The 23,778-nt window shown below is 57.5% G+C and carries 18 protein-coding genes, 1 tRNA gene and 1 pseudogene; 18 read left to right on the top strand and 2 right to left on the bottom strand.

Features of this window, described 5'->3' with window-relative positions; translation table 11 throughout:
* The 10 genes and pseudogenes from H0921_RS18005 to H0921_RS14180 all read left to right on the top strand — a co-directional run.
* Window positions 1–228, top strand: a pseudogene (locus H0921_RS18005) (DUF4157 domain-containing protein); the annotation flags it as partial.
* 110 nt (window positions 229–338) lie between these two features.
* Entirely contained in the window at window positions 339–779 is a 441-nt protein-coding gene (locus tag H0921_RS14220) for a hypothetical protein (RefSeq protein ID WP_194539175.1), read from the top strand.
* A gap of 298 nt (window positions 780–1,077) precedes the next feature.
* Window positions 1,078–1,341, top strand: a complete 264-nt coding sequence (locus H0921_RS14215) for a hypothetical protein (RefSeq protein ID WP_194539174.1) — start codon at window positions 1,078–1,080, stop codon at window positions 1,339–1,341.
* 571 nt (window positions 1,342–1,912) lie between these two features.
* Window positions 1,913–2,140: a hypothetical protein gene (locus H0921_RS14210; RefSeq protein ID WP_194539173.1), complete on the top strand. Its 228-nt coding sequence runs from the start codon at window positions 1,913–1,915 to the stop codon at window positions 2,138–2,140.
* A gap of 124 nt (window positions 2,141–2,264) precedes the next feature.
* Complete coding sequence (locus tag H0921_RS14205) at window positions 2,265–2,897, top strand: hypothetical protein (protein WP_194539172.1); 633 nt, start codon at window positions 2,265–2,267, stop codon at window positions 2,895–2,897.
* A 116-nt stretch (window positions 2,898–3,013) separates the two neighbouring features.
* Window positions 3,014–3,493, top strand: a complete 480-nt coding sequence (locus H0921_RS14200) for a hypothetical protein (protein WP_194539171.1) — start codon at window positions 3,014–3,016, stop codon at window positions 3,491–3,493.
* Window positions 3,494–4,507: 1,014 nt separating this feature from the next.
* Window positions 4,508–4,729, top strand: a complete 222-nt coding sequence (locus H0921_RS18560; RefSeq protein ID WP_194539170.1) for a helix-turn-helix domain-containing protein — start codon at window positions 4,508–4,510, stop codon at window positions 4,727–4,729.
* Complete coding sequence (locus H0921_RS14190) at window positions 4,722–6,569, top strand: bifunctional DNA primase/polymerase (RefSeq protein WP_194539169.1); 1,848 nt, start codon at window positions 4,722–4,724, stop codon at window positions 6,567–6,569. Before H0921_RS18560 ends, H0921_RS14190 begins: the two co-directional genes overlap by 8 nt.
* Before the next feature lie 241 nt (window positions 6,570–6,810).
* The gene (locus H0921_RS14185; protein WP_194539168.1) at window positions 6,811–7,245 is read left to right on the top strand and encodes a hypothetical protein; all 435 of its coding nucleotides are present in this window, start codon (window positions 6,811–6,813) and stop codon (window positions 7,243–7,245) included.
* 62 nt (window positions 7,246–7,307) lie between these two features.
* Complete coding sequence (locus H0921_RS14180; protein WP_194539167.1) at window positions 7,308–8,738, top strand: tyrosine-type recombinase/integrase; 1,431 nt, start codon at window positions 7,308–7,310, stop codon at window positions 8,736–8,738.
* Here the strand turns inward: H0921_RS14180 and H0921_RS14175 are convergent.
* Window positions 8,707–8,779, bottom strand: a tRNA-Glu gene (locus H0921_RS14175). The two genes, H0921_RS14180 and H0921_RS14175, sit on opposite strands and share 32 nt — an antisense overlap.
* A 613-nt stretch (window positions 8,780–9,392) precedes the next feature.
* On the opposite strand from H0921_RS14175, the gene H0921_RS14170 reads away from it, so the two are divergent.
* From H0921_RS14170 to H0921_RS14160, 3 genes are all read left to right on the top strand, one after another.
* Window positions 9,393–9,713 carry a hypothetical protein gene (locus tag H0921_RS14170; RefSeq protein WP_194539166.1) on the top strand — a complete coding sequence of 107 codons (321 nt, stop codon included), beginning with the start codon at window positions 9,393–9,395 and terminating at the stop codon, window positions 9,711–9,713.
* 2,111 nt (window positions 9,714–11,824) lie between these two features.
* Window positions 11,825–13,426 carry a citramalate synthase gene (gene cimA / locus H0921_RS14165; RefSeq protein WP_194539165.1) on the top strand — a complete coding sequence of 534 codons (1,602 nt, stop codon included), beginning with the start codon at window positions 11,825–11,827 and terminating at the stop codon, window positions 13,424–13,426.
* A gap of 47 nt (window positions 13,427–13,473) precedes the next feature.
* Complete coding sequence (locus H0921_RS14160; protein ID WP_194539164.1) at window positions 13,474–16,449, top strand: valine--tRNA ligase; 2,976 nt, start codon at window positions 13,474–13,476, stop codon at window positions 16,447–16,449.
* A gap of 40 nt (window positions 16,450–16,489) precedes the next feature.
* Here the strand turns inward: H0921_RS14160 and H0921_RS14155 are convergent, their stop codons facing one another.
* Entirely contained in the window at window positions 16,490–16,873 is a 384-nt protein-coding gene (locus H0921_RS14155; RefSeq protein ID WP_194539163.1) for an STAS domain-containing protein, read from the bottom strand.
* A 499-nt stretch (window positions 16,874–17,372) separates the two neighbouring features.
* Between H0921_RS14155 and H0921_RS14150 the strand changes: the two genes are divergently transcribed.
* The 5 genes from H0921_RS14150 to H0921_RS14130 all read left to right on the top strand — a co-directional run bounded on the left by H0921_RS14150 (window position 17,373) and on the right by H0921_RS14130 (window position 23,649).
* Window positions 17,373–18,218 carry a VWA domain-containing protein gene (locus tag H0921_RS14150; protein WP_194539162.1) on the top strand — a complete coding sequence of 282 codons (846 nt, stop codon included), beginning with the start codon at window positions 17,373–17,375 and terminating at the stop codon, window positions 18,216–18,218.
* A gap of 335 nt (window positions 18,219–18,553) precedes the next feature.
* Window positions 18,554–19,183, top strand: a complete 630-nt coding sequence (locus H0921_RS14145) for a hypothetical protein (RefSeq protein ID WP_194539161.1) — start codon at window positions 18,554–18,556, stop codon at window positions 19,181–19,183.
* Between the two features lie 637 nt (window positions 19,184–19,820).
* Complete coding sequence (locus H0921_RS14140) at window positions 19,821–21,206, top strand: DUF4912 domain-containing protein (protein ID WP_194539160.1); 1,386 nt, start codon at window positions 19,821–19,823, stop codon at window positions 21,204–21,206.
* A 104-nt stretch (window positions 21,207–21,310) separates the two neighbouring features.
* Window positions 21,311–22,381, top strand: a complete 1,071-nt coding sequence (locus tag H0921_RS14135) for an FAD:protein FMN transferase (protein WP_194539159.1) — start codon at window positions 21,311–21,313, stop codon at window positions 22,379–22,381.
* Window positions 22,378–23,649, top strand: coding sequence for a DoxX family protein (locus H0921_RS14130; protein ID WP_194539158.1), 1,272 nt, complete (start codon window positions 22,378–22,380; stop codon window positions 23,647–23,649). The genes H0921_RS14135 and H0921_RS14130 overlap by 4 nt, the downstream gene beginning before the upstream one ends.
* Window positions 23,650–23,778 lie beyond the last annotated feature (129 nt).

Genomic DNA, 23,778 nt, shown 5'->3' with positions numbered 1-23,778 from the left:
GCATGGGGCTTCAGCGTCTGGGCGCATAATACCTATAACGACACTTTCTTTACAGCCTATCCAGAATTGCGAGGAAGAGTATGGGTTCACCATGCTATTCCCCAGGCTGTACTAAAAAAGTATCCTGGTCGATTTACGGAGATGGAAACTCATGCACTTTCTAACCTACGTAGTATTCCAAAAGAGATAAATCAGACATTACATTTATCCTTCTTAGCTAAAGCCTAGTACAGGTTCTATAAAAAATATCCGAATGCAACAAGAGACATGATAGAGCATTATGCCGATCTGCTCGATCGCTGGGTTGACCATCTATTCCTACCACCTCGGAGATTCCTATGACCACATATTACATCATCGAGCCTGGAGTACCAGGTGAATTGGGCGAGAAAACCATTCTAGACTATTCAACAGACCCACCCTACAAAGTTGTGAAGTTAGAATGTTTGTTTTATGTATTGTTAGATGATGACATCCTTGAGATACATCCTTGCTTTATTGTTACAGAGAGATTGCGTAAGGCATTAGAGCAGTTTCAAGGGACTGGTTATCGATTTGATGATGTAGAGATTACTACAGATGAACAGTTTGCAGAATTTTATCCAGACTTGAAGTTGCCGAATTATTATTGGATGAAGATATATGGTAATCCAGGTATTGACGATGCTGGTTTAACAAAACGTCATGATTTAGTTGTGAGTGATCGTCTACTTGATATCTTACGTCGTTTCAACATTCAACATTGCACTATTAGGAGAAGGCCATTTCGAACAACTTAGAGCAACCTATGGCAACCGATACGTTGGCGACCGGGAGGATAAGATGGCACGGAGGAAGCTTCACACTATTGAAAATATCATTGTAGAGATTACTCCGCCCTGGTTGGAAGGAGCTCTTTTTCCTCGTTACGACCGAGAAACAGACTACGTAACCCTCGATAGTCTGATTCTGCCACCGTGTCCCTACGGTGTAAATATAGACAACATAATCATTCCCGATTTCAACTCACATGGCATGCTGGCGAGTGTAGAAATTGGGATACCGAGAAAGTTGTAGGAATCCGATGAGCTTCCCATCTTGCCAGCGGCGGTACAGGAGGGATCGCTCACCCTAGCGAATCCTGATATCGAAAACAGCAATTTTATGATCCCACCAGAGTTTGCTGTCTACACGACACCTGATCGCCAAACGGGTGTACTTCGTTTCGGCAAGTTCGACACGCCACTGATATTGGTGCAACTTTCTGTTGCTTGTCAGGCGATTGTGTCTGCATCGAAGGTGGTGGGTTTTCTTTTCGAGCTTCCTGAGGGGGCGCGAAAGATCCACAGGCGTCGGCGTTAGCAGAGGTAGTATCGGCAGGAGAAGCTGTACAATCTCCGTGTTGCAGACTACCACACTTAGCCCAGGCCGACATCTTGGAAAAGAGAGGCGTCCTAGTTGTGCGGGGATGACGCAGAGGGCAGCGCAGTTAGGGGCGGATAGGGGTGGTCAGGGAGTAACATATCCCTTAGAAGGATTGGGGCGGGGAATATAAGGCCGCAACACATACCACTCAATGGTGTTGTGGCCTAATGTCACTGACCCTATCGGGATTCGATTTAGCCCAAAATCCTCTTGTTTTTCGCACTTCTCACCCCCAAAGCGGCACACTTTCCGGCACAGCAAAGCCAGTACAGTCAGGCGAGCATCTACAAGATGTAGATCAACGACTGTCTACATGTACGTCCACTAGTAGACAAGGGATGGCAGAGCATCCGACAGTTTTTACCAGTCTGCCATCTGACCTAGAAGGACTAGCCGCTCTGTGGCCAACGCTCAGCGAGAGTATCCGCACTCTGCTGACTACCCTGATCCAGGCTCTCGGACGGTCCGAAAGCCAGCCAGCGGAACGGAACACATGGGAGAGAGAACCGTGAACCGACCTATCTTTGTCCGCGACAGCAAGGGCACTTACTGGCTCCAAAAACGTGATGACTCCATCTGGGGCTTCGCCCTGGTGACCGAGGACGGCCTCACGTTCCCCGACGGCTTCGGCAGCGGAGCGGAATGCAGGAAGTATGTCCGCGATGAGGAAGTGTCCCCAGAGGTCCGCCAACGCTTCGCCTGGATCATCGCCACAGAGGTGGACCTGCTCTGCTAGTCCAACCCCTCCCCCGCCCCCACGATGCAAGGGTGGCACTTCCCCCCGTCATAATCCGCCACAACCCGCCAGAACCAGGGTAGAATGCCTTAGACACCGCCGCCCGGTTCAGGAGCTTGCCCCCATGCCCCGCCCCCGCCGTCCCGTCGATGAGTTGCTCCTCACCGCCCTGGCCGCTGGCCAGACCCAGCAGGCCGCTGCCCGCCTGGCCAAGTGCAGTGTGCGGACCGTGGAGCGACGGATGGCTGACCCCGCCTTTCGGGCAGCGTTGGAGGCGCAGCGGCAGCAGATGATGGAGTGGGTGCGGGGGGAGGTGAAGCAGGCGGCGATCCAAGCCCTGAACACTCTGAAGTTGCTCCTGGCTTCGGACAAGCATGAGGTGCGTTTGGAGGCGGCGGTGGCCTTGCTGCGTCAGGTTCCAAAGCGGTGGGACCGCTCCCAGCGGTGGGACCGCTCCCAGCGGCGGGACGGTTCCCAGCGGAGGCCGGTGCGGCGGCGGTCACTTCAGGGGCTGGGGCCGTTGGGGTTGGTAGAGAAACTGCGGCGGCGGGGGGCGCTGTCGTCCCTGGGATTGTTTGCCGCCCCCCCATCGCAGGGCATCGAGGCCCTCCTGCGGGGCTTGGCTTCCGCTCCGGCTGGTTCCGCCAAGGGTGGGACCGCTCCCAGCGGTGGGACTGCTCCTAGCGCTGGGACCGCTCCCAGCGGTGGGACCGCTCCCAGCGGCTTAGGGACTGGGAACAGATTCAGGCGTTCCTGACGGGAGAGCAAGGCTTCCGTGACTGAGCGGGAAGTTGAAGGCTCTAGCTTGTCGGGTGGGACAAGGATAGGGTACAATCGGCGCAGGAGCGGCTGCGGCAAGCGCTCCAGGCCGTAATGGAGGATGAAGACCTCTATCGGCGCTATCAAGAGTTTCTCAAGGAGCAGGAGTACAAGCGGCTCAGCGACCGGGTGGCCAGGGAGGTGGCCGCGATGGGTGCCGAGCGGTTTGCCGAAGCCATCAAACGGTATCTGAAAGACAGCCCAGAACTCGCTAGGAGACTGATGGAAATGGTGCCGGAACTGAGAAAAGCAGCCTTCGAGGTGGCCAGCGAGAAGGAAATCGCCGACGCTGTGGTGAAGAAGGGAGCCGACAAGGTTGCCCAAGTAGCACCGGAACTGAGAAAAGCAGCCTTCGAGGTGGCCGCTCCAGAAGAGGTGGCCCGTGCCGCTGCGGAGAAGGATGCAGTGGTAACTGCCGTCACTGGCTTGGCAGCTCTGAAGATGGCCCCGGAGAAGATTGCGCAGCTACTCGCTGAGCAAGGGCACAAGGTCACTGTGGAGCAAATCCGTCAGATTCTGGGACAAGCCCAGTAATCACCTCTAGAGTCGATCCCGCTCTTTATCTATCGGGATAGACTATGGCTCAGGCCGACGACTTATCGGCCGTTCCTATTCCAGTTTTGCTCTTGACTGCGCAAGCTTATGGGAACAGGCTTCCTGATGGTCAGGTGTTTCCATCGTCAAACGGAGCAAAAAGATAGCAGGAAGTAGGAAAATTGACAATGCCACCCTACTAGGCTTGCGCCGAGCGGTGGGGACGGGATAGGATAGGGGTGGATTCCGCGACTTGTCGTCACGGATGGCCAACCTCACCTCCGGGGCGGTTGCACTCCAGCAGCCGCCCTCTTTTATTGGCTGACATAGCGGGAGGCGCACCACCGCAGGGGCGGCCTGAGAGTGTCCGGGCAGTGGCCCACAGGGGGTCTGGCTTGGGACGGGACGGGGGCTGGGCCTGGCCGCCGGCCTAGCGCCATCAGCGGGTGGGTGTTACAATGCTTGTAGCCGCTTTTTCCGATTGTGTCAGTAGGGCTAGCACGTAGTGGGCTTGATCGCGGGAATCAAGCCTGAGAAGCAGCTCAGACCGGCCAGTGTTCCGCAAGGGGAGCTGGTCGGTTGGTTTTTTGGGCGGCGGTAGGACCACTCCCAAGTGGATAGCGCCCCTGCCACTTCTGGCGAATGTTTAGCAGTTCTAGTCCCACTCAGAGGACTGCTAAGCGATCTATTCCTGCCTAACAAAGACCGAGATGCGATGATATGCCAAACTTTGCAATTTCAAGCAGCAACTCCATAGATTACTAAAACTGAATAAATCCACTTTCTTTATCGAAAATTACAAAAAACAGCATCACAGGTAGCTAAAACTGACTAAAAACTGCTTCATGAACGAAAAAAAATGTGAAGTATTCGTCGTTTTTTATATCATTTCCCACTTTTTCCATAAATCCCTCCGGGAAATACGATCAATTTCTCAAGTAGGCGCTATTACTAACTACGGAAGCGCACAGTTGCTTGTGCCGGCATCCTGGTGTTAGAAACAATGGAGGATCTATGGAACGGGCACTGTTATCAGTAAGGGAAGCCGCAAACTACCTCGGTATTTCCTCACGTCTGCTTTGGCAACTTACATGTCCCCGTGGTCCGATCCCCTGTGTAAGGCTTGGGACCGGAAACCCGAAATACAGCCGGGTCTTGTACTCCATCGAAGCTCTTGATGCCTGGATTCGCGAGCAGTTGAAGGGACAAGCGAAAGGAGGCGCCGGCAGTGAGTGAACTCCTTCAAGCGGCCCTGGAACTGGCCGAGCTGGGATACGCCGTCCTTCCCCTGCGGCCCGGAGAGAAGGTTCCCCTGTTGCAGGGAGGTTACAAGATCGCGAGCACTGAGCCAAAGACGATCCGCGAGTGGTGGTCTCGGCGGCCCGATGCGAACGTTGGTATCTCTACCTCCCATCTCATCGTCATCGATCTTGACGCGCCCGCCGGATTAGGCTGGCCGGATGACGGACCGCTCAATCAGGAGCTTCAGGACCGAGCGGGTGCGGTGGTGCGCTCGCCTCGCGGGGGCCTGCATTTGTACTTCGCCACCCAGGAGTTGGCGGAGATCCGCTGCTCCGCTGGACAGTTGGGGGAGGGGGTGGACGTGCGTGCCGTTGGAGGGCATATTGTCACCCCGCCGTCCCGCACCGCAAACGGCCGCTACGAGTGGCTCCGCAAGCCGCCGCCGTGTGACGAACTGCCGGAACCACCAGTCTGGCTCCTGGAACGGTTGGCCGAACAACCCCGACCGCCCGCCCCAGTCGCCGCCGTGTCTGTCAGTGTCAACGGGGCGGCGCTCAACGGCACGGCTAACGGTCACATCACCGCTGGGTCGGAGGGGGCCCGCATCCCCGAAGGGCGGCGGAAAACGACCCTTGTCGCGCTTGCGGGGAAGCTACGCGACAAGGGGATGTCCCTGGAGGCAATCCGGGCGGCCCTCATCACAGAGAACCGGACGCGATGCACACCGCCGCTGCCCGAAAGCGAGGTGGAGGACATTTTGAGGTCCGCGGCGCGGTGGCGGCCGGGACATCTGCCTGCGCCCGCGGATGATGGAGACGTGTGCCTGGCTGAGCTCCAAGAGCGGGAAGTGGACTGGCTGTGGCCAGATCGCTTCCCCCTGGGTTTCGTCTCCCTCCTCGCAGGCCGCCAGGGGCTGGGGAAATCGCTACTGGCGCTGGACATCGCGGGCCGGATCACCACCGGCAGCCCTTGGCCCGACGGTTCCGGCGTTGCGCCGCAGGGCGGGGTCGTCATCGTCAACCTGGAGGATGACGCCGCCCGCGTCCTGAAGCCCCGCTTGCGGGCCGCTGGTGCGGACGTGAACAGGGTCCGGGCCGTCACGACCCCGCTGGACACTTTCGAGGTGGAGAGGGCCGCCCGTATCATCGACCGCACGCCGGACTGTCGTTTGCTGATCATCGACCCTATTGGGAATCACCTGGGCGCTCAAACCGATGCCTTCCGCGATAACGCGGTGAGGGCGGCACTTTCGCCCCTGGCCGAGCTGGCGAAAGAGAAAAACCTGGCGATTTTGGTCGTCGCCCACCTCCGCAAGGCCGCCGCCGATGCAGCCGATTCCCAGGTGCTCGGCTCGGTCGCCTTTACCGCATTGGCACGGGCTGTGTGGCACGTCCTGCCGGGGGAGAAACCCCACGATGGGGAGCGGGTCCTGGCCAGTGGAAAAATGAATCTCGCGCGCCCCGCGCCTGGCCTGGAGTTCCGCATTACCGGCACGCCCCCGGTTCTGGCCTGGGGCGGGCAGCTGCCGCCAGAGCGGACCGCGGACGTAATCCTGGCCGAGCAACGGGCTGCCAAAGAGGAAGCCCAGCCTGGCCGTCCCCCAACAGAGCTTCAGGAAGCCACGGAATTCCTGGAGGTTGTCCTGCGCCGCGGGCCGCTTTCGGCACGTGACATTTTCGCTCAGGCCCGCGCGGCCGGGATCGCTCAGAAAACACTACATCGCGCCAAGGCTCGGCTGGGAATCCGCCCCCGCCAGATGGCGAACGGGTGGGTATGGGCGCTGCCAGGGTGGAAGCCCGCCCCCGAAGCCGTAGCCCAGCTTTTCGATCAATAACTAACTGGAACAAAAGATGTTGAACCCTCTACATACATGCTGCGACTGTGAGACTCGGAATTTTGGCCATCTGGGTCAGGTGGCCAGAATTCCAAAAGAGGAAAACCCTGGAAATCCACGGGTTTGCCGGACCAGATGGCCAAAATTCCCTATATATAAGCGAATTTTGGCCATCTGACCCCCTGGGAGGTTTGTATGTGTGTACCCTTATCAGTGTGTTACTAACATGTAGGAGGTTCCCATGACGAAGCCGTTGAACAAAACCGAAGCCGTTCCCGTGATTCGGAAGTTGCTGGCCGCAGGCGTTTTGTCGAAAGTGCGGCAAACGCCAGTGGAGAGTGAATGGGGGCTGGAAGGGGAGTTGCTGGAAGCGGCGCGCCGCCTGCATGCCCACCCCGAATGGCTCCAATGGCTCGCCGCCGCGGCTGACGCCCCGCCAGCAGCCGACGTGCAAAAGTGCCGCGACCGTTGGTTCCAACTCAGGGAGGCGCTGGCTGATTTTGACCTGGCCATGTGGCAGGCCGCCAACCGGCGGGGGATTCGGGGTGACCTGGAGGTCGAGTGCTTGTATTACCAGTGGCACGAGAAAGAGTGGCTGGAGGGCTGGCTCCAGCGGATGCGGGAGTTGATCAACACTTTTCATCTTTCGGATCGCCTCCCGCGCCGGAAAAAATAATCCCCTCGCCCCGGCTTGTTCCCCCTTCCTTCCCGTGGTACTCTGTGTTTTCGGAGGCACCTATGGCCAGCATTGGGAATGATGCCAACGGTCGCAAGCGCATCCTGTTCCTTGACCCGCGCGATGGGAAGCGGAAAACGGTGCGGCTGGGCAAGTGCGACAAGCGAACAGCTCAAGCTATCGCTATCCATATCGAAGCTTTACTCGCGGCTCAGGTTCGCGGCTTGCCAATTCCCCCAGACACGGCAACGTGGCTGAAGGAATTGCATGGCGAGCTGCGCGAGAAGCTGGTGAAGCTGGGGCTTGTCGAAGCGCCGAAGTGCATGACGCTGGGGGAGTTTCTCCAGTCCTATCTGGAGCGGCACACGCACGTCAAAGAGGCCAGTCGGGGCGTGATTGCTCAGACTGTCCGGAATCTGCTAACTTACTTCGGGGAGGATTGCCGGATCGATTCCATCACAGCAGGTCAGGCTGACGACTTTCGCAAATGGCTGCTGGCGGGGGGACGTTCGCCGCGGCAACCCAAAAAGCCCAAGGCCCTGGCTCCGGCGACGGTGCATCGGCGACTAGGGCATTGTCGCAGCATCTTTGCCGACGCCGTGCGTCAGAAACTGATTGCAGAGAGTCCCTTCGCGGGGATCAAGCGACCGGAGGCCCGCAATCGGGATCGCCAGGCTTATGTTCCCGCTGACGTAATAGAGCGGCTGATCCGGGAACAAGCCCCATCGGCGGAGTGGCGCTTGCTCCTGGCTCTTGCTCGCTACTTGGGCTTGCGAGTGCCGAGTGAGCCATTCTCTCTCACGTGGGACTGTGTGGATTGGGAGAAACAGCGCCTCCGAGTCCCCAGTCCGAAAACTGAGCGGAGCGGCAAGGGCTTTCGGGTGGTGCCGATTCTACCGCAAGTGCTGCCGTATCTCCAGGAAGTCTGGGATCAAGCCCCGGAGGGGAGCATCTACATCTTTCACCACTTGCGGCAGCGGGAGAGTGCCAAGGCGGCGGATAGGGGCTTCTGGGGGAGCGTGAATCTGCGGACACACTTCCTGCGGATGCTCAAGCGGGCGGGAATCCGGCCCTGGCCGCGCCTGTGGCACAACCTGCGGGCCTCGGCTCAGACGGACCTGGCCAACACTTTTCCGGATCACGTTGTCTGTGAGTGGCTGGGGAATACGGCGGCGGTAGCCCAAGATCACTATCTCCAGGTCACGGATGCCCACTTCGACCTCGCCCGCCAGTGGGGCGGTCCGCTGGGAGCGGTCCCACCGCCGACAAGATCGGCATCTTGTCTCCATACTCCCATCTTGTCAGGCGGCACAGAAAGCGGCACACAGGCGGCACAGTTTGCGGCACAGCAGAATACGGAAGTACAGTGTGCTATATGGCGCAGGGAGTCGCAAGAGCTTGGAATTGAGGATGTTACGCATCGTGTTGCATCATCGTGCAGTACGGTGCCAAGTCAAAAGTTGACCCTATCGGGATTCGAACCCGAGTTTTAGCCTTGAGAGGGCTACGTCCTAGACCACTAGACGATAGGGCCGTAAGGGAGACATCCCGTAAGAAACTCTATATCTTGTTACGCACAACCCTCGGTTAGGTCAAGGGGGAAAGCTAAACAGAAAACTCTCGCCGCCCCCTTCCCCACTGAACCCCGCCTTAGGGAAACCCCGCTACCCCTGCTACCCCCACCCATACTTCCGAAGCGGTAGTAGTCTGATCCCTAAGTCCGATTTTCCACATTCCCTATCTCCCACAATGGTCAATTCCTGGGTTTTGGAGTTGACCGCTTGGAACCTGCCCTTCACATCGCAGGTAGCTGCACTCCCCTATCCGTGGTGCGCAGCGCAGAATCCTATCATTTCCCCCCATCTCCCCTGGAGTTTCGTCATGAAGTCGCGGCTTCCCTCTCTTGGAGGCGTTGGTTGTTTTCCGCCCGTTCTGCTCGCACCCTCCGGCGGGCAACGACCCTGCATTTCGAAGCATTGGAAGATCGCACCACACCGTCGGTCCTAGGGGTGAGAGTGATCCAAGACATCGCCACCGGTTCGGGAGCGTCCTAGCCAGCCTACTTCACCGAGGTCAACGGCGTCATTTACTTTGCTGCGACGGATGCCAGTGGGGATCGGGAACTGTGGCGGACGGATGGGACGACGGTGGGCACCTATCGCATGGTCGACATCAATCCCAGCGGCAGCGCCAACCCCCGGAACTTGATCAACGTGAACGGAACGCTGTTTTTCTGTGCCGATGATGGAAGCCACGGAACAGAGTTGTGGCGAACGGCGATCACGACCACGCTGACCATTACCAATGGCAACAATCAAAGCACGACGGTGAGCAACTCCTTCGGCACTCCCTTAGTGGTTCAGGTGTTGGATCAGTTCGGTGAGCCGATGGAAGGTGTCTCTGCCACCTTCACCGCTCCCAGCAATGGGGCCAGTCCTTATTTAGTGGCAACAGCACCATCACGGTGACGACGGATGCTAACGGCCAAGCCTCAGGGAATGCCAGTACCAATACCGTGGCGGGCAGCTACACTGTCACGGCAACCGTGGGAAGTCTCAACGCCAGCTTCTCATTGGTGAACGATCCGGGACCCTTGGGCCAGTTGGTGTTCAAGATTCAGCCGCCGGCGACGGTGAGTGTGGACCAGCGGTTCCGGCTGCAGGTGCAGTTGCGGGATCAGTTTGGGAATGCGGTACGGCTGCCGAATGTGGCGGTGCGGCTCAGGTTGCTATCGGGCAGCGGGCCGGGATGCTGGTCAAGCGGACGAGTGCTAACGCTTGGCGACGTTTGGCGACCTGGTGCTGTCCCAGCCGGGACGTTACCGTTTGGTAGCCCGCTTGGGGAACGGCTTGCAGGTCCTCTCGCGGGCGATCGCGGTAAGTTGAGCCAGACGTGCCGGAGATGGCGCAAGGACAGCGTGGGGGTTGGGAACTCTAACCCAGCCAATTCCCACCCCTCCCTGGTTTCCGCGATTACTCCCATGCCCCATACAGAAACACCGTTGCGAGAATCATTCGGTTGATGGGAAAGGGAGTTACACACCTCACCGCATCGGGAGGAAAACGGTATCAGTCCTGTTTTCTGTGGTGAAGAGGCCCGTTGGGTACCAAATTATTGTCTCAGCATAATCGATCTTCTTGGAAAATTTGCACTTCCGTGGAACTTTGAGCTGGAATCTAACGACCAATAAGAGCATGAATTGTCAGGGGGATACAGGAAGACCTAGCCTTATTGGAACCGAGGTAAGGCAGTCGATGCCGCCTAAGAAAAATACTTCTGGTAACTTTCTACATCGGACTCGTATTCTCCCTGAGGCATGCTGCCTAGGTGAAAGCCCAGTAGGCCAGGCTCATGTCCACATTATGTCGTGTGATGTATCCCAGATGTTACGGCCCAAAGAAGGAGGGAATTGTTTAGATGTCTCTCCTGCGGTAACAAGACACCCAAGGAACGTGAGGAGAGGTCGTGGGGTAACAAAAAAGGCGACCGGTCGCTGACCCCTGAACCGTCGCCCATTCAGCTCAGAGATCGCAACCGGTCTATTAGCATAATAGCGGTCGACGGGAAGAAGTCAAGAATTTTTTCGGCGAATTTTTCGACAGATGTCGGGGAAATGTCGAAAAAACAGACAGCTATGGAATGCGCATAAGTCCGAGAAACGAATGGAGTGCAATTACAAATAACTTTTTGTTGCGGAAGAAGTTGCAGCGAATTGAGACAATGTCGAGGGGTTATGGCACACGGATTGCGGTAAGCTCTATTGGCAGCAGGGGAACAACACAGAAACTCAAAAAACGCGATAAAAAGAGTTTTGGTAAGCCCAAATTATCGCTAGAGTGGAAATAAAGTTCCGGTTCGCCTACGGAACGCCGCCCGTGTGGGAATCGCCCTTTTTGCCTACCTCCCACACGGGCGATGATTTTTTGTAGGTTTCTTGCCATCGTCCCTGTGGCACCGCCCCTCCATTCCTCCTCCTCTAGCAGCCTTCTGGTTTCCTTACGCAGCCTTCCGGTGCGTCCCGTCACGGCGAGGTCTCCCCAACAAAATCGACGAGAGGCTGGACAGGGAATACTAGCAGGAAAGAACACGTTTTTCTTCGCACCTAACGGAGCGGAAAAAATTTCCAGAAATGGATTTGACTTCTGCCGATTTATGGTTCATATTTACAGTATATGGGAACCGCGGAGGCTCAACCGACCCAAAGCGTGAGACGTAAGGAGGGGGGATCGAGTGGTGCAGGAAGGAATGGAAAGTCACAACTGCGGCAGGTCCTGTGCGGCGGAATGGGAGACTCAACGAGAAGTCGGAACTGGACAAGCGGGGCTGTTGTGCTAGTATGCCAGAGAAGCGGAGGAACTGTCCGGTGCCGAAGATCACTCATCAGGCCGTTGGAATCGCCATTGCCGCGGCGCGGGGAGCGCGCCACGTGGTCGTGATTGCCGGCGTTGGGTGAGGGAGCGGGGTCGGACAGGGCCGCCAAGGTGATACCAGAATGACAACGACCCCGGTGAACATCGCCGGGGTTTTTTCGTGAGTGTCAGACTCTCGCTCTGGAAGAAGGGACCAGGAGAAGCGGGATATGCGGATCGTTATATACGACACAACATTGCGTGATGGGAGTCAGGGAGAAGGCGTCAATTTCTCCCTTCAGGATAAGCTCTTGCTCACGCGCCGATTGGACGAGTTCGGTATCGATTACATTGAGGGAGGGTATCCGCTTTCCAATCCGAAGGATGCCGAGTATTTCCAAGCCGTTCAGGAGTTGACGTTACGCCATGCCCGTGTCGTGGCCTTTGGCATGACGCGTAAGAAACACACCGCGGTGGAGGACGATACCGGCCTGCGAGCGCTTTTGGGCGCCGGGACTGCTGTGGTCACTCTGGTCGGCAAAACGTGGGATTATCACGTCACTCACGTCCTCGGAACGACTTTAGATGAGAACCTGCGCATGATCGAGGATTCGGTTCGGTATTGCCGGCGTCAGGGCCGGGAGGTGTTTTACGATGCCGAGCATTTCTTCGACGGCTGGAAGGCCAATCCCGATTATGCCTTGAAAACGGTGCAAGCGGCGGCAGAGGGTGGTGCATCCACCATCATCCTGTGTGACACCAACGGAGGAACGATGCCGGAGATGATCGCCGAGGCGGTGGCCGCCGTGCGACGAGCGCTTCCCTGTGCCATCGGCATTCACTGCCACAATGATTGCGATTTGGCCGTGGCCAATTCCCTCGCCGCCGTCCGAGCGGGAGCCACGCAGGTGCAGGGGACTATCAACGGCCTTGGCGAACGCTGCGGCAATGCTGACCTGATCAGCATCATTGCCAATTTAGCTCTGAAGTACGGTTACGAGGTGTTGCAACCGTCGAGTTTACAGCGACTCACGGAAATCTCCCGCTATGTGTACGAGTTGGCTAATATGAATTTCCGTTCCAATCAACCCTTTGTCGGCAGCAGCGCCTTTGCCCACAAAGGAGGAATGCACACACATGCCGTCAACCGCGATCCAGCCACTTACGAACACATCCGGCCCGAAATGGTCGGCAATGAACGGCGCATTCTGGTCTCTGAGTTATCCGGCCATTCGACCATTCTGACCAAAACCATGAAATACCGCCTGCATCATGACAAGGCCCTGTTGACGCAGATACTCAATCAGGTGCAGGACCTGGAAAATGCGGGGTACGAGTTCGAAGCGGCGGAGGCCTCCTTCGACCTGCTCGTCAAGAAAGCGGCGGGATTATACCGCCCCTGGTTTGAACGCTTGGCTTACCGGGTCAACATCGAACATGACAGCGAACGCGCACCCGTGACAGAGGCAACGGTCAAGGTCCGCATCGGAGATCAGATTGCCCATACGGTCAGCGAAGGCGATGGTCCGGTCAATGCCTTGGACGGAGCGTTGCGGAAAGCGCTGACTCCCGCCTATCCCCGCTTGCAGGAGATGCAACTGGTCGATTACAAGGTGCGTGTGGTCAACGCTCGGGAAGGTACAGCCGCCCGCGTCCGCGTCGTCATCGAATCCCGCGATGCCACCGATGTCTGGGGGACCGTAGGCGTGAGCGAAAACATCATCGAAGCCAGTTGGTTGGCCCTCGTGGACAGCATTGAATACAAGCTGTTCAAAGATAGCGAAACTGAAGGCGCCGGGCGCGATCACCCAGCGGGCGGTTCGGATGTCTAATCCGTCGGATGTTTTTCTCTGAGTTCAGAGCAGGAGCAAGCGCAGATATGGCCATGGAGTTACCCAAAGCCTACGATCCGAAACTGGCCCAGCAGCAGTGGCTGCGTTTCTGGGAGGAACGGGGATATTTTCACAGCGATCCCGATCCGCAGCGGCCAGCCTTCACCATCGTGATTCCTCCCCCGAATGTCACGGGTGCCCTGCACATGGGGCATGCTCTGAATAACACGCTTCAGGATGTGTTGATCCGCTGGCGTCGCATGCAAGGGTATAACGCCTTGTGGATTCCTGGCACAGATCACGCCGGGATTGCTACCCAGTCGGTCGTGGAACGCCTCATCTACCAGCAAGAGAAAAAGACCCGGCATGACTTGGGCCGCGAGGCGCTCGTGCAACGCATCTGGGCGTGGAAGGACAAGTACGAGGCTCGTATTCTGGCCCAGTTGCAACAGATGGGCGCAAGCTGCGACTACCGCCGGACCCGATTCACATTGGACCCTGTCTGCGCCCGTGCGGTGCGGGAAACCTTCTTTCGCATGTTTCGGGACGGTTACATCTACCGCGGTAAGCGCCTGGTTAACTGGGATACGCAACTGCAAACCTCAGTTGCCGATGATGAAACCTACACCGAAGAAACCCCCGGCTTCTTCTGGACGTTCAAATATCCCGTAGAGGGGATGCCCGACACCTATATCCGCTTCAGCACGACCCGCCCCGAAACCATGTTGGGCGACACCGCTGTCTGTGTCCATCCTGCCGATCCCCGCTATCAACATCTGATCGGCAAAACGGCAATCATCCCTCTCAACGGCCGGCGCATTCCCATCATCGCCGACGCGATTCTCGCGGATCCGAAGCTGGGAACCGGCTGCGTGAAGGTCACCCCCGCCCATGACCCGAATGACTACGCCTGCTGGCAGCGCCATCCGGAAATCGGAATGATCAACATCCTCAACCCCGATGGCACCCTCAACGAGAATGGCGGCGAGTTTGCCGGCATGGACCGCTATGCCGCCCGCGAGGCAGTTATCCGCAAGATGCAAGAATTGGGCTTTTACGAAGGATGCGAAGAGCGGCTCATCCCCTTGAAATACAGCGACCGCAGCAAGACACCCATCGAACCGTATCTTTCCGACCAGTGGTTCATCCGCATGGGAGACCGCGACGATGGCAAGCCTGGTTTGGCCCAACTAGCAATTGATGCAGTGACGAGCGGCAAAGTCCGTTTCTTCCCCGAACGATACAAGGAAGGTTATCTATCCTGGCTAGCGGAGAAGCGGGACTGGTGTATCAGCCGCCAACTGTGGTGGGGGCATCGGATTCCCGTGTGGTATGTGCGCGGGCCGGAGGACGCTATCCGCGCCGCCGAAGGACCTGATCTGGTGGCACACTATGATGCGGAACGGGAAGAGTGGCTGGTTTGTTCTCGTCAGGACATCGACACGAGCATGTTCGGCCCGGGTGTCTCCATCCGCCAGGACGAAGACGTACTGGACACCTGGTTTTCTTCGGCTTTGTGGCCCCACAGTACCCTCGGCTGGCCCGGTCCTGCATTGCCGGAAGACCGGCCCGATCGTGTCGCCCCGGACTGGCAGCAATTGCGGCCGTACTACTACCCCACCTCCGTCCTGGTCACCAGCCGGGACATCATCACCCTGTGGGTGGCACGGATGGTACTGGCCAGCCTCTACAACGTCGGGGAAGTACCTTTCCACCACGTTTACATTCACCCCAAGGTGCTCGACGGTTTTGGGGAAACCATGAGCAAGACCAAAGGCAACGGCGTCGATCCCCTCGACGTTATTGACATCTACGGAGTGGATGCCCTGCGTTACGGCATGGTCCATTTGGCAACAGAGACACAGGATAGCCGGATGCCGGTGGTCAACATCTGCCCGCACTGCCAGGCCCAGATTCCTGTGCGACAAGAACATATGTACATGCGCACGCGGAAAATCACCTGCCCGCAGTGTAAAAAGCCCTTCCGTCCCGGCGGCCCCTGGCCTTCCGACGACCCGGAGCTGCCTACCGCCAAACAAGGCTCTGATCGCTTTGAAGTTGGACGCAACTTCGCCAACAAACTCTGGAATGCCACCCGCTTCCTGCTCCTGAATCTGGAGGGCTACTCCCCGGCCCTGCTGACCTGGTCCGATTTGCCCACAGAAGACCGCTGGATTCTCTCCCGCTTAAGCCGGACGGCTCAGGATGTTACTGCCGCTCTCGAAGCCTACCGCTTCAGCGAAGTCAGCCGCCTCCTCTACGACTTCATCTGGTCCGAGTTCTGCGACTGGTACATCGAATTATCTAAAGGAAGGCTGAAAGAAGAAGCATCACGTCCTTTGGTTCAGCGAGTGCTTGTAGGTGTTCTCGATGCCATTTTGCGCCTGGTGCAACCGATCATGCCGTTCGTCGCCGAGTCGCTATGGCAGGCCCTGGGTCAGGTCGCCCCTCACCGGGGCTTACCGGCCCCCTCCCCCGCTGAGGAAAGCGTCGTGATCGCCCGCTGGCCGCTACTGCCGCCTCAATGGATCGATCCTCAAGTGGAACAACGTTTTGCCTTGCTACAAGACTTGGTTCGGGGAATCCGCGAACTTCGAGGCCGTTATCAAATGGACGAACGGACAAAAATCGATGTATTCGTCAAATGCAGTGAACAAACGGCGGAGGACCTCCAGTCGGTAGCAAGCTTTTTGGCTCCCTTGGCAGGTATCGGCCAATTACAAGCGGGGGCGGCAACCCAGAAACCCTCATTGGCTGGCAGCATCGTTCACCCCCAATTTGAGGCGTATGTCCCCCTCGCCGGTCTGATCGATCTGGCGGCTGAAGTACGCCGGCTCGAAAAACAACTGGCCGAAAAACGCAAGGCGTGCGAGACGGTCCAGTCCAAGTTGGCCAACGACAAATTTGTCCAGAATGCGCCGCCGGAGATCGTGCAGCAACAACGAGAATTGCTCCATGACCTGACAAGGCAAATTGCCGCCTTGGAAGAAAACCTGCGCGAGTTGCAGGCAGCCGGGAAATGATCTCTATCCTCAACAACAACAGCCGTCCAGCGACGGCTAATCAATAGGAGCCGCCGAGCGAAGCCAGGGCTTCCTGCGGCGTAGCGTAGATCGCCCAGAGCATGTCCAGAGCCGTGGTTTGCAACAGCTCCCGAATCCGGGGATTCACCCCCGCGAGCACCAACTCGCTACCCCGCGGCTTGACAATCTCATGGCAGCGCAAGAGAAAGGTGATGAACGAAGAGCCGAAATACGACACATCCGACAAGTCCACCACAATATGTCCCGGCGGATCCCGGCGCAAAGGTTCCAGGACCATTTGGGCAGCCGGCTCCAATAGAGTCTCAGCCAGGTGTTCCACTTGGGCAGATGGCACAATCACCGCCACATCGCCGTGGCGACGGACCTGAAAGAACTCCTCGCTCCAATCCATCTCCCCCGCCATAGTGCTCTCCTGGGGACGCACCGGTCAATCTCCTTCTAAGTGACTCCAGACTAACCACTCGTCCGGCTCCTTGCAAGCAGTCCCGCCGCCGTTTCTTTTTCCGCCTTTATCTTCCCCTCATTCCCCTAAGCCGAACATTTCAATCACCAGCCCTCTGATGCCGCCAGGCCAAACGCCACCGTCTCCGCTCATCGCTGACATTGCCCGCCCCAGACTCAACAGGAGAATAGGTCGTCCCTGACGACTCTCTTATCCTAATCCTATGCGAACCCAACAGTCCGTTTCCTGATCGCCTTTGGGTTGGTATTCAACACTGTGCATACCTGGAGATGAAAGAGCTTCCTCCACCCAGCGGCGGCGTCGTTTTCCACCGGACCAAAACCAACATTATCCCTGAGGGTTGTAGTGTTTTCCCAACCTTTTGCTCTTCCATTAGCCATTCGTTGAGTTAGAATCGATAGAGGATGTAGATACAACGGGAAGTAGCGGGAGATTGCCGATGCCCTACAGCGCCGAAGTCAGCCGCCGAAATCCCACCTGCTTTTTGTTTATGATTGATCAATCCGGCTCTATGAGTGACCCCTGCCCTGGTTTTGAAAACCGGAGTAAAGCCGAATATGTCGCCGATGTCGTCAATCGCATCTTCCAGAATCTGATCTTGCGCTGCGCCAAGGCCGAAGGAGTGCGGGACTACTTTCACATTGCCGTGCTGGGATACGGTGCTCACGTTGGGCGAGCCTTGGGAGGTGAGTTGGCAAACCATTCAGATGACCTGATTCCCATCAGTAAAATTGCGGAGCATCCAATCCGTGTCGAAGAGCGAATGAAAAGGTCGCCGGATGGAGCAGGCGGCATTTACGAAGAACCTTACAAGTTCGCGGTTTTCTTGGAGCCTGTCGCGAGCGGCTCGACTCCGATGACAGAAGCGATGAGACAAGCTTACTACATCGTGGAGAGATTTTGCAAAGAGCATCCCGACTCTTTCCCGCCGGTTGTGCTTAATCTGACCGATGGGGAACCGACCGACGGCAACCCCGAGCAAGACGCCCAATCCATCCGTGAGTTATTCACCAATGATGGCCAGGTGCTGCTGTTCAACCTGCACATCTCGTCCAGTAACGCCAAGCCGATCCAGTATCCCGTGACGGACGCGGGACTGCCAGATGATGCGGCTCGGATGCTCTACCGGATGTCGAGTGTGATGCCGCCAATGTTTGTCGCCGCAGCTCAGGAGCGCAAACTGCCGGCCCAAGAAGGCTCTCGTGGTTACGTTTTCAATGCTGATGCCGTCGCCATCGCCCAATTTCTGGATATTGGTACGCGAGTGGACCGCCAGATGCGCTAATCTCCTCCTACTTTTCCGGGCCTATGAAATTGGAAGTACGAGTATATTGGCTGCCCAAGACGGGAAATACCAAGGCAGAATACGAGGATGCTTTCGCCTTCCACCCCAAGAAAAGTGATCGGGCAGGGAGCGATGGCTGTTCTCAGGACGAGCAGGTCCCATCAGAGGGGGATCAAGGGGGGGATCATTTCCAACATTGCGAGGTTCAACTTCGGTCAGAAGACACCTTTCGGGCGGCCATAGCTGATGGAGCCACGGAAAGCACGTGGGCGAAATCGTGGGCGGAGCATCTGGTCCAGGCGTATGTCCAGGGGCATTTTTCCTCACCAGGAGAAGTGTACGACAAGCGAATCCATGAGGCCTGGTATCAGCAGCAACGCAACCAAATCAATAAGAGACCGACAAGCGACCAGTGGTACCTCGAGGAGGGGTTACGTTGGGGTGCTCATGCCACTTTTCTGGGCGTCGAGTTTTCACATCAGGGCGGAGAGTGGTGCTGCCGTGCCAACGCTGTAGGGGATTGTTGTCTCTTCCACATTCGTGGCGACGGATTGTCCCGAGCGTTTCCCTTGGACGACCCCGGCGCCTTCAATTCCTCACCTGTACTCATCAGTACACGGCAAAGTGTATGCCCGGATCAGGGTGATCCTCACAACAACCCATCTTCGGACCGTTCGCCAATCGAGATAACGTGTCAAGAGGGGGATGAGTTTTGGCTGATGACCGACGCTCTGGCATGCTGGTTCCTCCGCGTTCAGAAAAGCGAGCCGGAAATCATCTCGCAAATCCAAAAGATCAGTAACTTTGACGAGTTTGAGAAGAGGATTCAGGAGGAACAAGGACGAAAAAATTTAAGGAACGACGACGTCACTTTGATGATTATTCGAATCAAGGACATGGAGTGCCCCCAAGAGTGGCTCGACAGCGCCGCACAAACTCATTTCGAATCGAGGGAAGGGACGTAGGGGGCTGCCAAGGAGTCGGAAGAATCGACAACTCCGGTCCCGCCGAACTTAGAGTCCAATGCCGCTTCGGAACCTTCCCCTCACTCCAGCCCGCCTGCTGAAGAGTCGGAGCAACCGACATCCGCCATACCGGAAACTTCAGAATAACTGGAATTTCAGGCCCTATCACAACCCAGACCGAGGCTAAAGTGGAGCACAGCAGGTTGCCGCAGGGAGCAGCCTTATTGGCCACACAAGTTGGCTCCGCAGCAATCCGGACGGGACAGAGGGTTAGCAAAGGGTGGGCGGATATTCGCAGATGGTGGGGTGGTAAGGGAGGGATCACGAAACCGGAATAGGAAAAGTCATCAGACAGCAGGATGCCATGACACGTCCAAGTTGTTATAATGTCATGCAAGTCAAGGGAGTTAGGGGTGTTTAATGGAGCAGGGGGCCACCCAGGAATCACCAAGACTGTTGAAGCTTTACTCCGTAATATGTTGAGTTCCTTGAGTTTAGATAAATCATCGATATACTGATATTTTGAAGAGGAACGGCGTGTCGGGTTCCGCGGGGGAGAACGCGGGTTGAAGTGGAGGCACAGGGATGGGAGTTTGATAAGCCGCTGGTGAGACAAGCGGACGGGAGATGAAAGTCGATGAGCAAAGCAACGCCGTTGTCGCGCCGTCCGAAGGTAGAGTTGGAGCGGATGGCTCGCCGCCGGGGAATCCGCGGCTGGGAAACGATGACGAAGACGGCCCTCGTGGCAGCCCTTCTGAAAGTTACGGGGGGTAGTAAAAAAGGACGGGTTACAGTCAAGTCCGCAGCCAAAGTCACCACACCTCGCCGAACTTCCTCGTCCCAGCGGCGTGCGTCAGGTGCCGGTTCAGCTAGTACGGCAAGCGCCAAGAGCCGCCGAGTGGCATCTCGCCACAAATCTACCCCGGCTCCTGCTTCCAGGAGCGGTAAGAAGACTGCAACAAATGACCGTGTTCCAGAGACTGCTGCTCCCCCGCGCCTTGGCAAAACACTTGCCCCAGCAGGAGAAAAGAGCCGGGAACCAGCGCAATCCACCGCTGGCAAGATGAAAAAAACTGCGTCCCCAACTGGCGGGGTTGACAAAGGACAAGCCGTCGACCTGGTAGGCGGCGGGGGGAGCAAGTTGGCAGCAGTGGTTTCCCGACCTAGCAGCGGTGGAATCGCATCGGCTACGGTGGCAGTACCGCCCCGCGTCAGCACTCCGCCAGCCAAAGATCGGGTTATTCTGACAGTCAATGATCCTTACTGGCTGCACGTCATGTGGGAGTTATCAGCTCAGTCTGTGCAGCGAGCGGAGGCGGCCTTGAAGCAAGACTGGTACGGAGCCAAACTCACCATCCGCCTCTGGGATGTCACCAGTCAGGACACCACGAGCACCTACGAAACGCCGCTCCAGGATATTCCGGTGGAAGAGGATGGCCACAACTGGTATATTCACGTGTCGCAACCGCCCCGAACTTATCGCGTCGACATCGGCTATATGTCCCGGCGGGGGGAATTCTTTGTCTTGGCGCGCTCCAATGTCGTCACCACACCCAAAGCTGGAACGCCGGAAGCCCTCGATGCGGGCTGGGAAACTGACCCCCGCAAGGCGGAGCGAATCGCAGCCATGTCCACCGGCTTTGAAAGCGCTGCTCATCCCCAGCTTAAAGCCATCTTCGAGGAACGGTTTCGCCGTCCCATCGGCTCGCCACGGGAAAGCGCGTTTGGCAGCGGCGCGACGCCACCTCATCACCTCAAGAAGTTCTACTTTGACTTGGATGCCCGGCTCATTGTCTTTGGCCGAACGGATCCGCAAGCTCATCTCACTCTGGGAAATGACCCCGTCGAATTGCGGCCAGATGGAACTTTTGTGATGGAGTTCAGCCTACCTGATAGCCGGCAGATCATCCCGGCTGTAGCTGTTTCTGCGGATGGGGTCGAAGAACGGACCATCGTTCTCGCCATCGAACGCAATACGAAATATCTGGAACCCATTATCCACGACCAGATCAGCGAAAACTGAGGGGAGTGAGCGTTCTGAATGTCAAACCGCTGTGAGGCGCTCACCAAGCGGGTAAGGCCGCTGGTGGAGGTCACCGTTACTACTCGCTTGCGAGGACGGGTCGGATGTGGGAAATGCTGGCCGGGACTCCGTGGGAGGCCGCAGAGGAAGGCGTCGAGGAATGCCTGCTCCTGCGCTTTCAACGTCGGGCAATGGCAACCATCTTCGAGGTTGCTTTGCCAGCCGGTCATTCTCCGGCGCCGTGGGAAGCGGCGGAAGCAGCTCTAGACGCCATCGACTCCCTGGAAGCTCAGCTTACAGTCTATCGCGAAGATTCCGAAGTCTCGCGGATCAATGCAACGGCGGCCACAGAAGCCATCGAAGTCGAGTCCCGATTGTTCGACTTATTGGTTCGCTGTGTCCAATGGGGGCTGGCTAGCGGCGGAGCGTTCGACATTGCTTGTGGTGCTCTGATCAAAGCGTGGGGGTTCTACCGGCGCATGGGTCGTGTCCCCTCGGCGGAAGAACGCATTCATGCGATGCAGTGTAGTGGTCTGCGCCACCTGGTATTGGACCCGGAACGGCGCTTGATCCGCTTTCGCCGCCAGGGTTTGGAGCTGAACTTGGGGTCTGTGGGAAAGGGGTATGCGTTGGACCAGGCCGGGGAGTGTTTGCGCCGGGATTGGGGGATCACGCAGGCTCTCTTGCACGGCGGGGGTAGCAGTATTCTCGCCCTGGGAACCTCACCGGCCTGTGAGCGAGGCTGGCCCATCCGCTTGCGGCATCCTCACGACCCTCATTGCCATTTAGGTACAGTGTACCTGCGGGATGCCGCTCTGGGAGTAAGTGCGGCCACCTTTCAGTATTTCGAGTACCGCGGGCAAAGACTGGGACATGTTCTGGATCCCCGCTGTGGCTGGCCCGCCAAGGGGGTAGCTTGTGCGACTGCCATTGCTCCCACGGCGGCCCAAGCGGATGCCTTGTCCACCGCAGCTTTTGTCCTCGGCCCAGCCGGGGCCGAACGCCTGACACGCTTATATCCCGAAGTGACCCTCGTGGTGCTGCCAGAAAATGCCAGCGGCCAGGATCCCCATCACCCTCTACTCTTTCAGGGAAGCCAACGTTCCGCGAGCGAGTTTATTCCATCGCTCCCATCGCCCGGCGCCGAATCGGGATTAGGGACAGGAGTGTCATGATTCCGTTACCTGTGATTTATGTGGGTTTGGGCGGTTTACTGCTGGCCCTGGTCGTCGCCACAGCGTTCCAACGTGGCTCCCCGCGTGTTTTCTTCTTGCTGGCGCTGCGTCTGGCTATCGGCTGGCACTTTCTCTTTGAAGGCTTGCATAAAATCCACTCGCATTATGTCGGGCCGACGGAAACCAACCGCCCGTTCAGCAGTGCGGCGTATTTCCGCTCGGCGCCGGGGCCATTGGGACCGTTCATGCGGCGTCAATTCGAGGACCCGGAAGCGGTGATTGCGGCACGAGTCCGGCTTTCTTCCGTAAGCAATCCCGACCTGTTGCGGCGTTCCTCCCTGGAGGACCAAGCTGGTGCCTGCCCGCCTGCTGTAGCGGAAGAACTGGAGGCGCTCTTGCCCCAAGTGGAGGAGGCTGTCCGCCAGGAAGCCGAGCGGGAGTTGGCCGCCGCTGATAAAGAGGAAGCTCTCGGCCTGGCCCAAGCCACTACAGACACTGCGAAAGCTGAGGTGCGGCGCAAGGCAGAAACTGCCCGCACCGCTGCCCGGAAGAAACAGGACAATTACGGTTCCATCGCCCGGGAACGAGTCCAAGCCGCCAAAGCAGCCTATGCGCGTTGGGTTCATGGCGTGGAGCCTCGACCTACACGCATCAAATTCATCGGCAATGACGAGGTGCCTCTGACAGCACCGCAGCGGCTCGCATACTTGGACCACCTCCGGCAAGCCCTTCAAGAGGCAGAAGATCGACTCCGCCTGGGATTGGGTCAGGGTTATGGAATTGAACAGAAGCGTGTCACCGAATTGCAGAGCGATTATTACAATGCACTGTCCGACCTGGCACGTGATGCTCAAGCCTTTGTCGAGGAATTGAAGAAGGAACTGCTCGGTGACGCCTGGACGCCCCCGCCACCGACTCGGAGTCGTGGGGATCTTCTCGATCGTGTAACCATGTGGTTTCTGGTGGTTATCGGAACCTTGCTGCTGGTGGGCTTGTTCACCCCCTTGGCTTGCCTCGGTGCCATCGGCTTTCTGGTGCTCACTTACCTGACCTACCCCCCTTTCCCCTGGTTCCCCTTACCACCTGGTACCGAGGGGAATCCGATCTTCATCAACAAAAACGTCATCGAAGCTCTGGCTTTATGCGTCATCCTGGTTCATCCGACAGGCCGATGGCTGGGATTGGATGCCCTTTGGACGTATTGCTGCCGCCGGCGCTGCACCACGCAACCGTCGGCCTCCACGACGAGTCCGACTCCATCCGCCTGAGGAGCGTCACTTGGAAGTGTGTCACCTGAAAGGGTGGCGGCGATAGATCAAAGCAGGCGACAGAAAAGTAGGCGACAGACGGCCGGTTCCCAGCAAGACCCACCAAAGGCAAACCTGAGCCAGGAAAAC

It is taken from the genome of Thermogemmata fonticola (assembly GCF_013694095.1).
Taxonomy (GTDB): Bacteria; Planctomycetota; Planctomycetia; order Gemmatales; family Gemmataceae; genus Thermogemmata; species Thermogemmata fonticola.
This window is presented reverse-complemented; position numbering and strand designations above follow the sequence as displayed.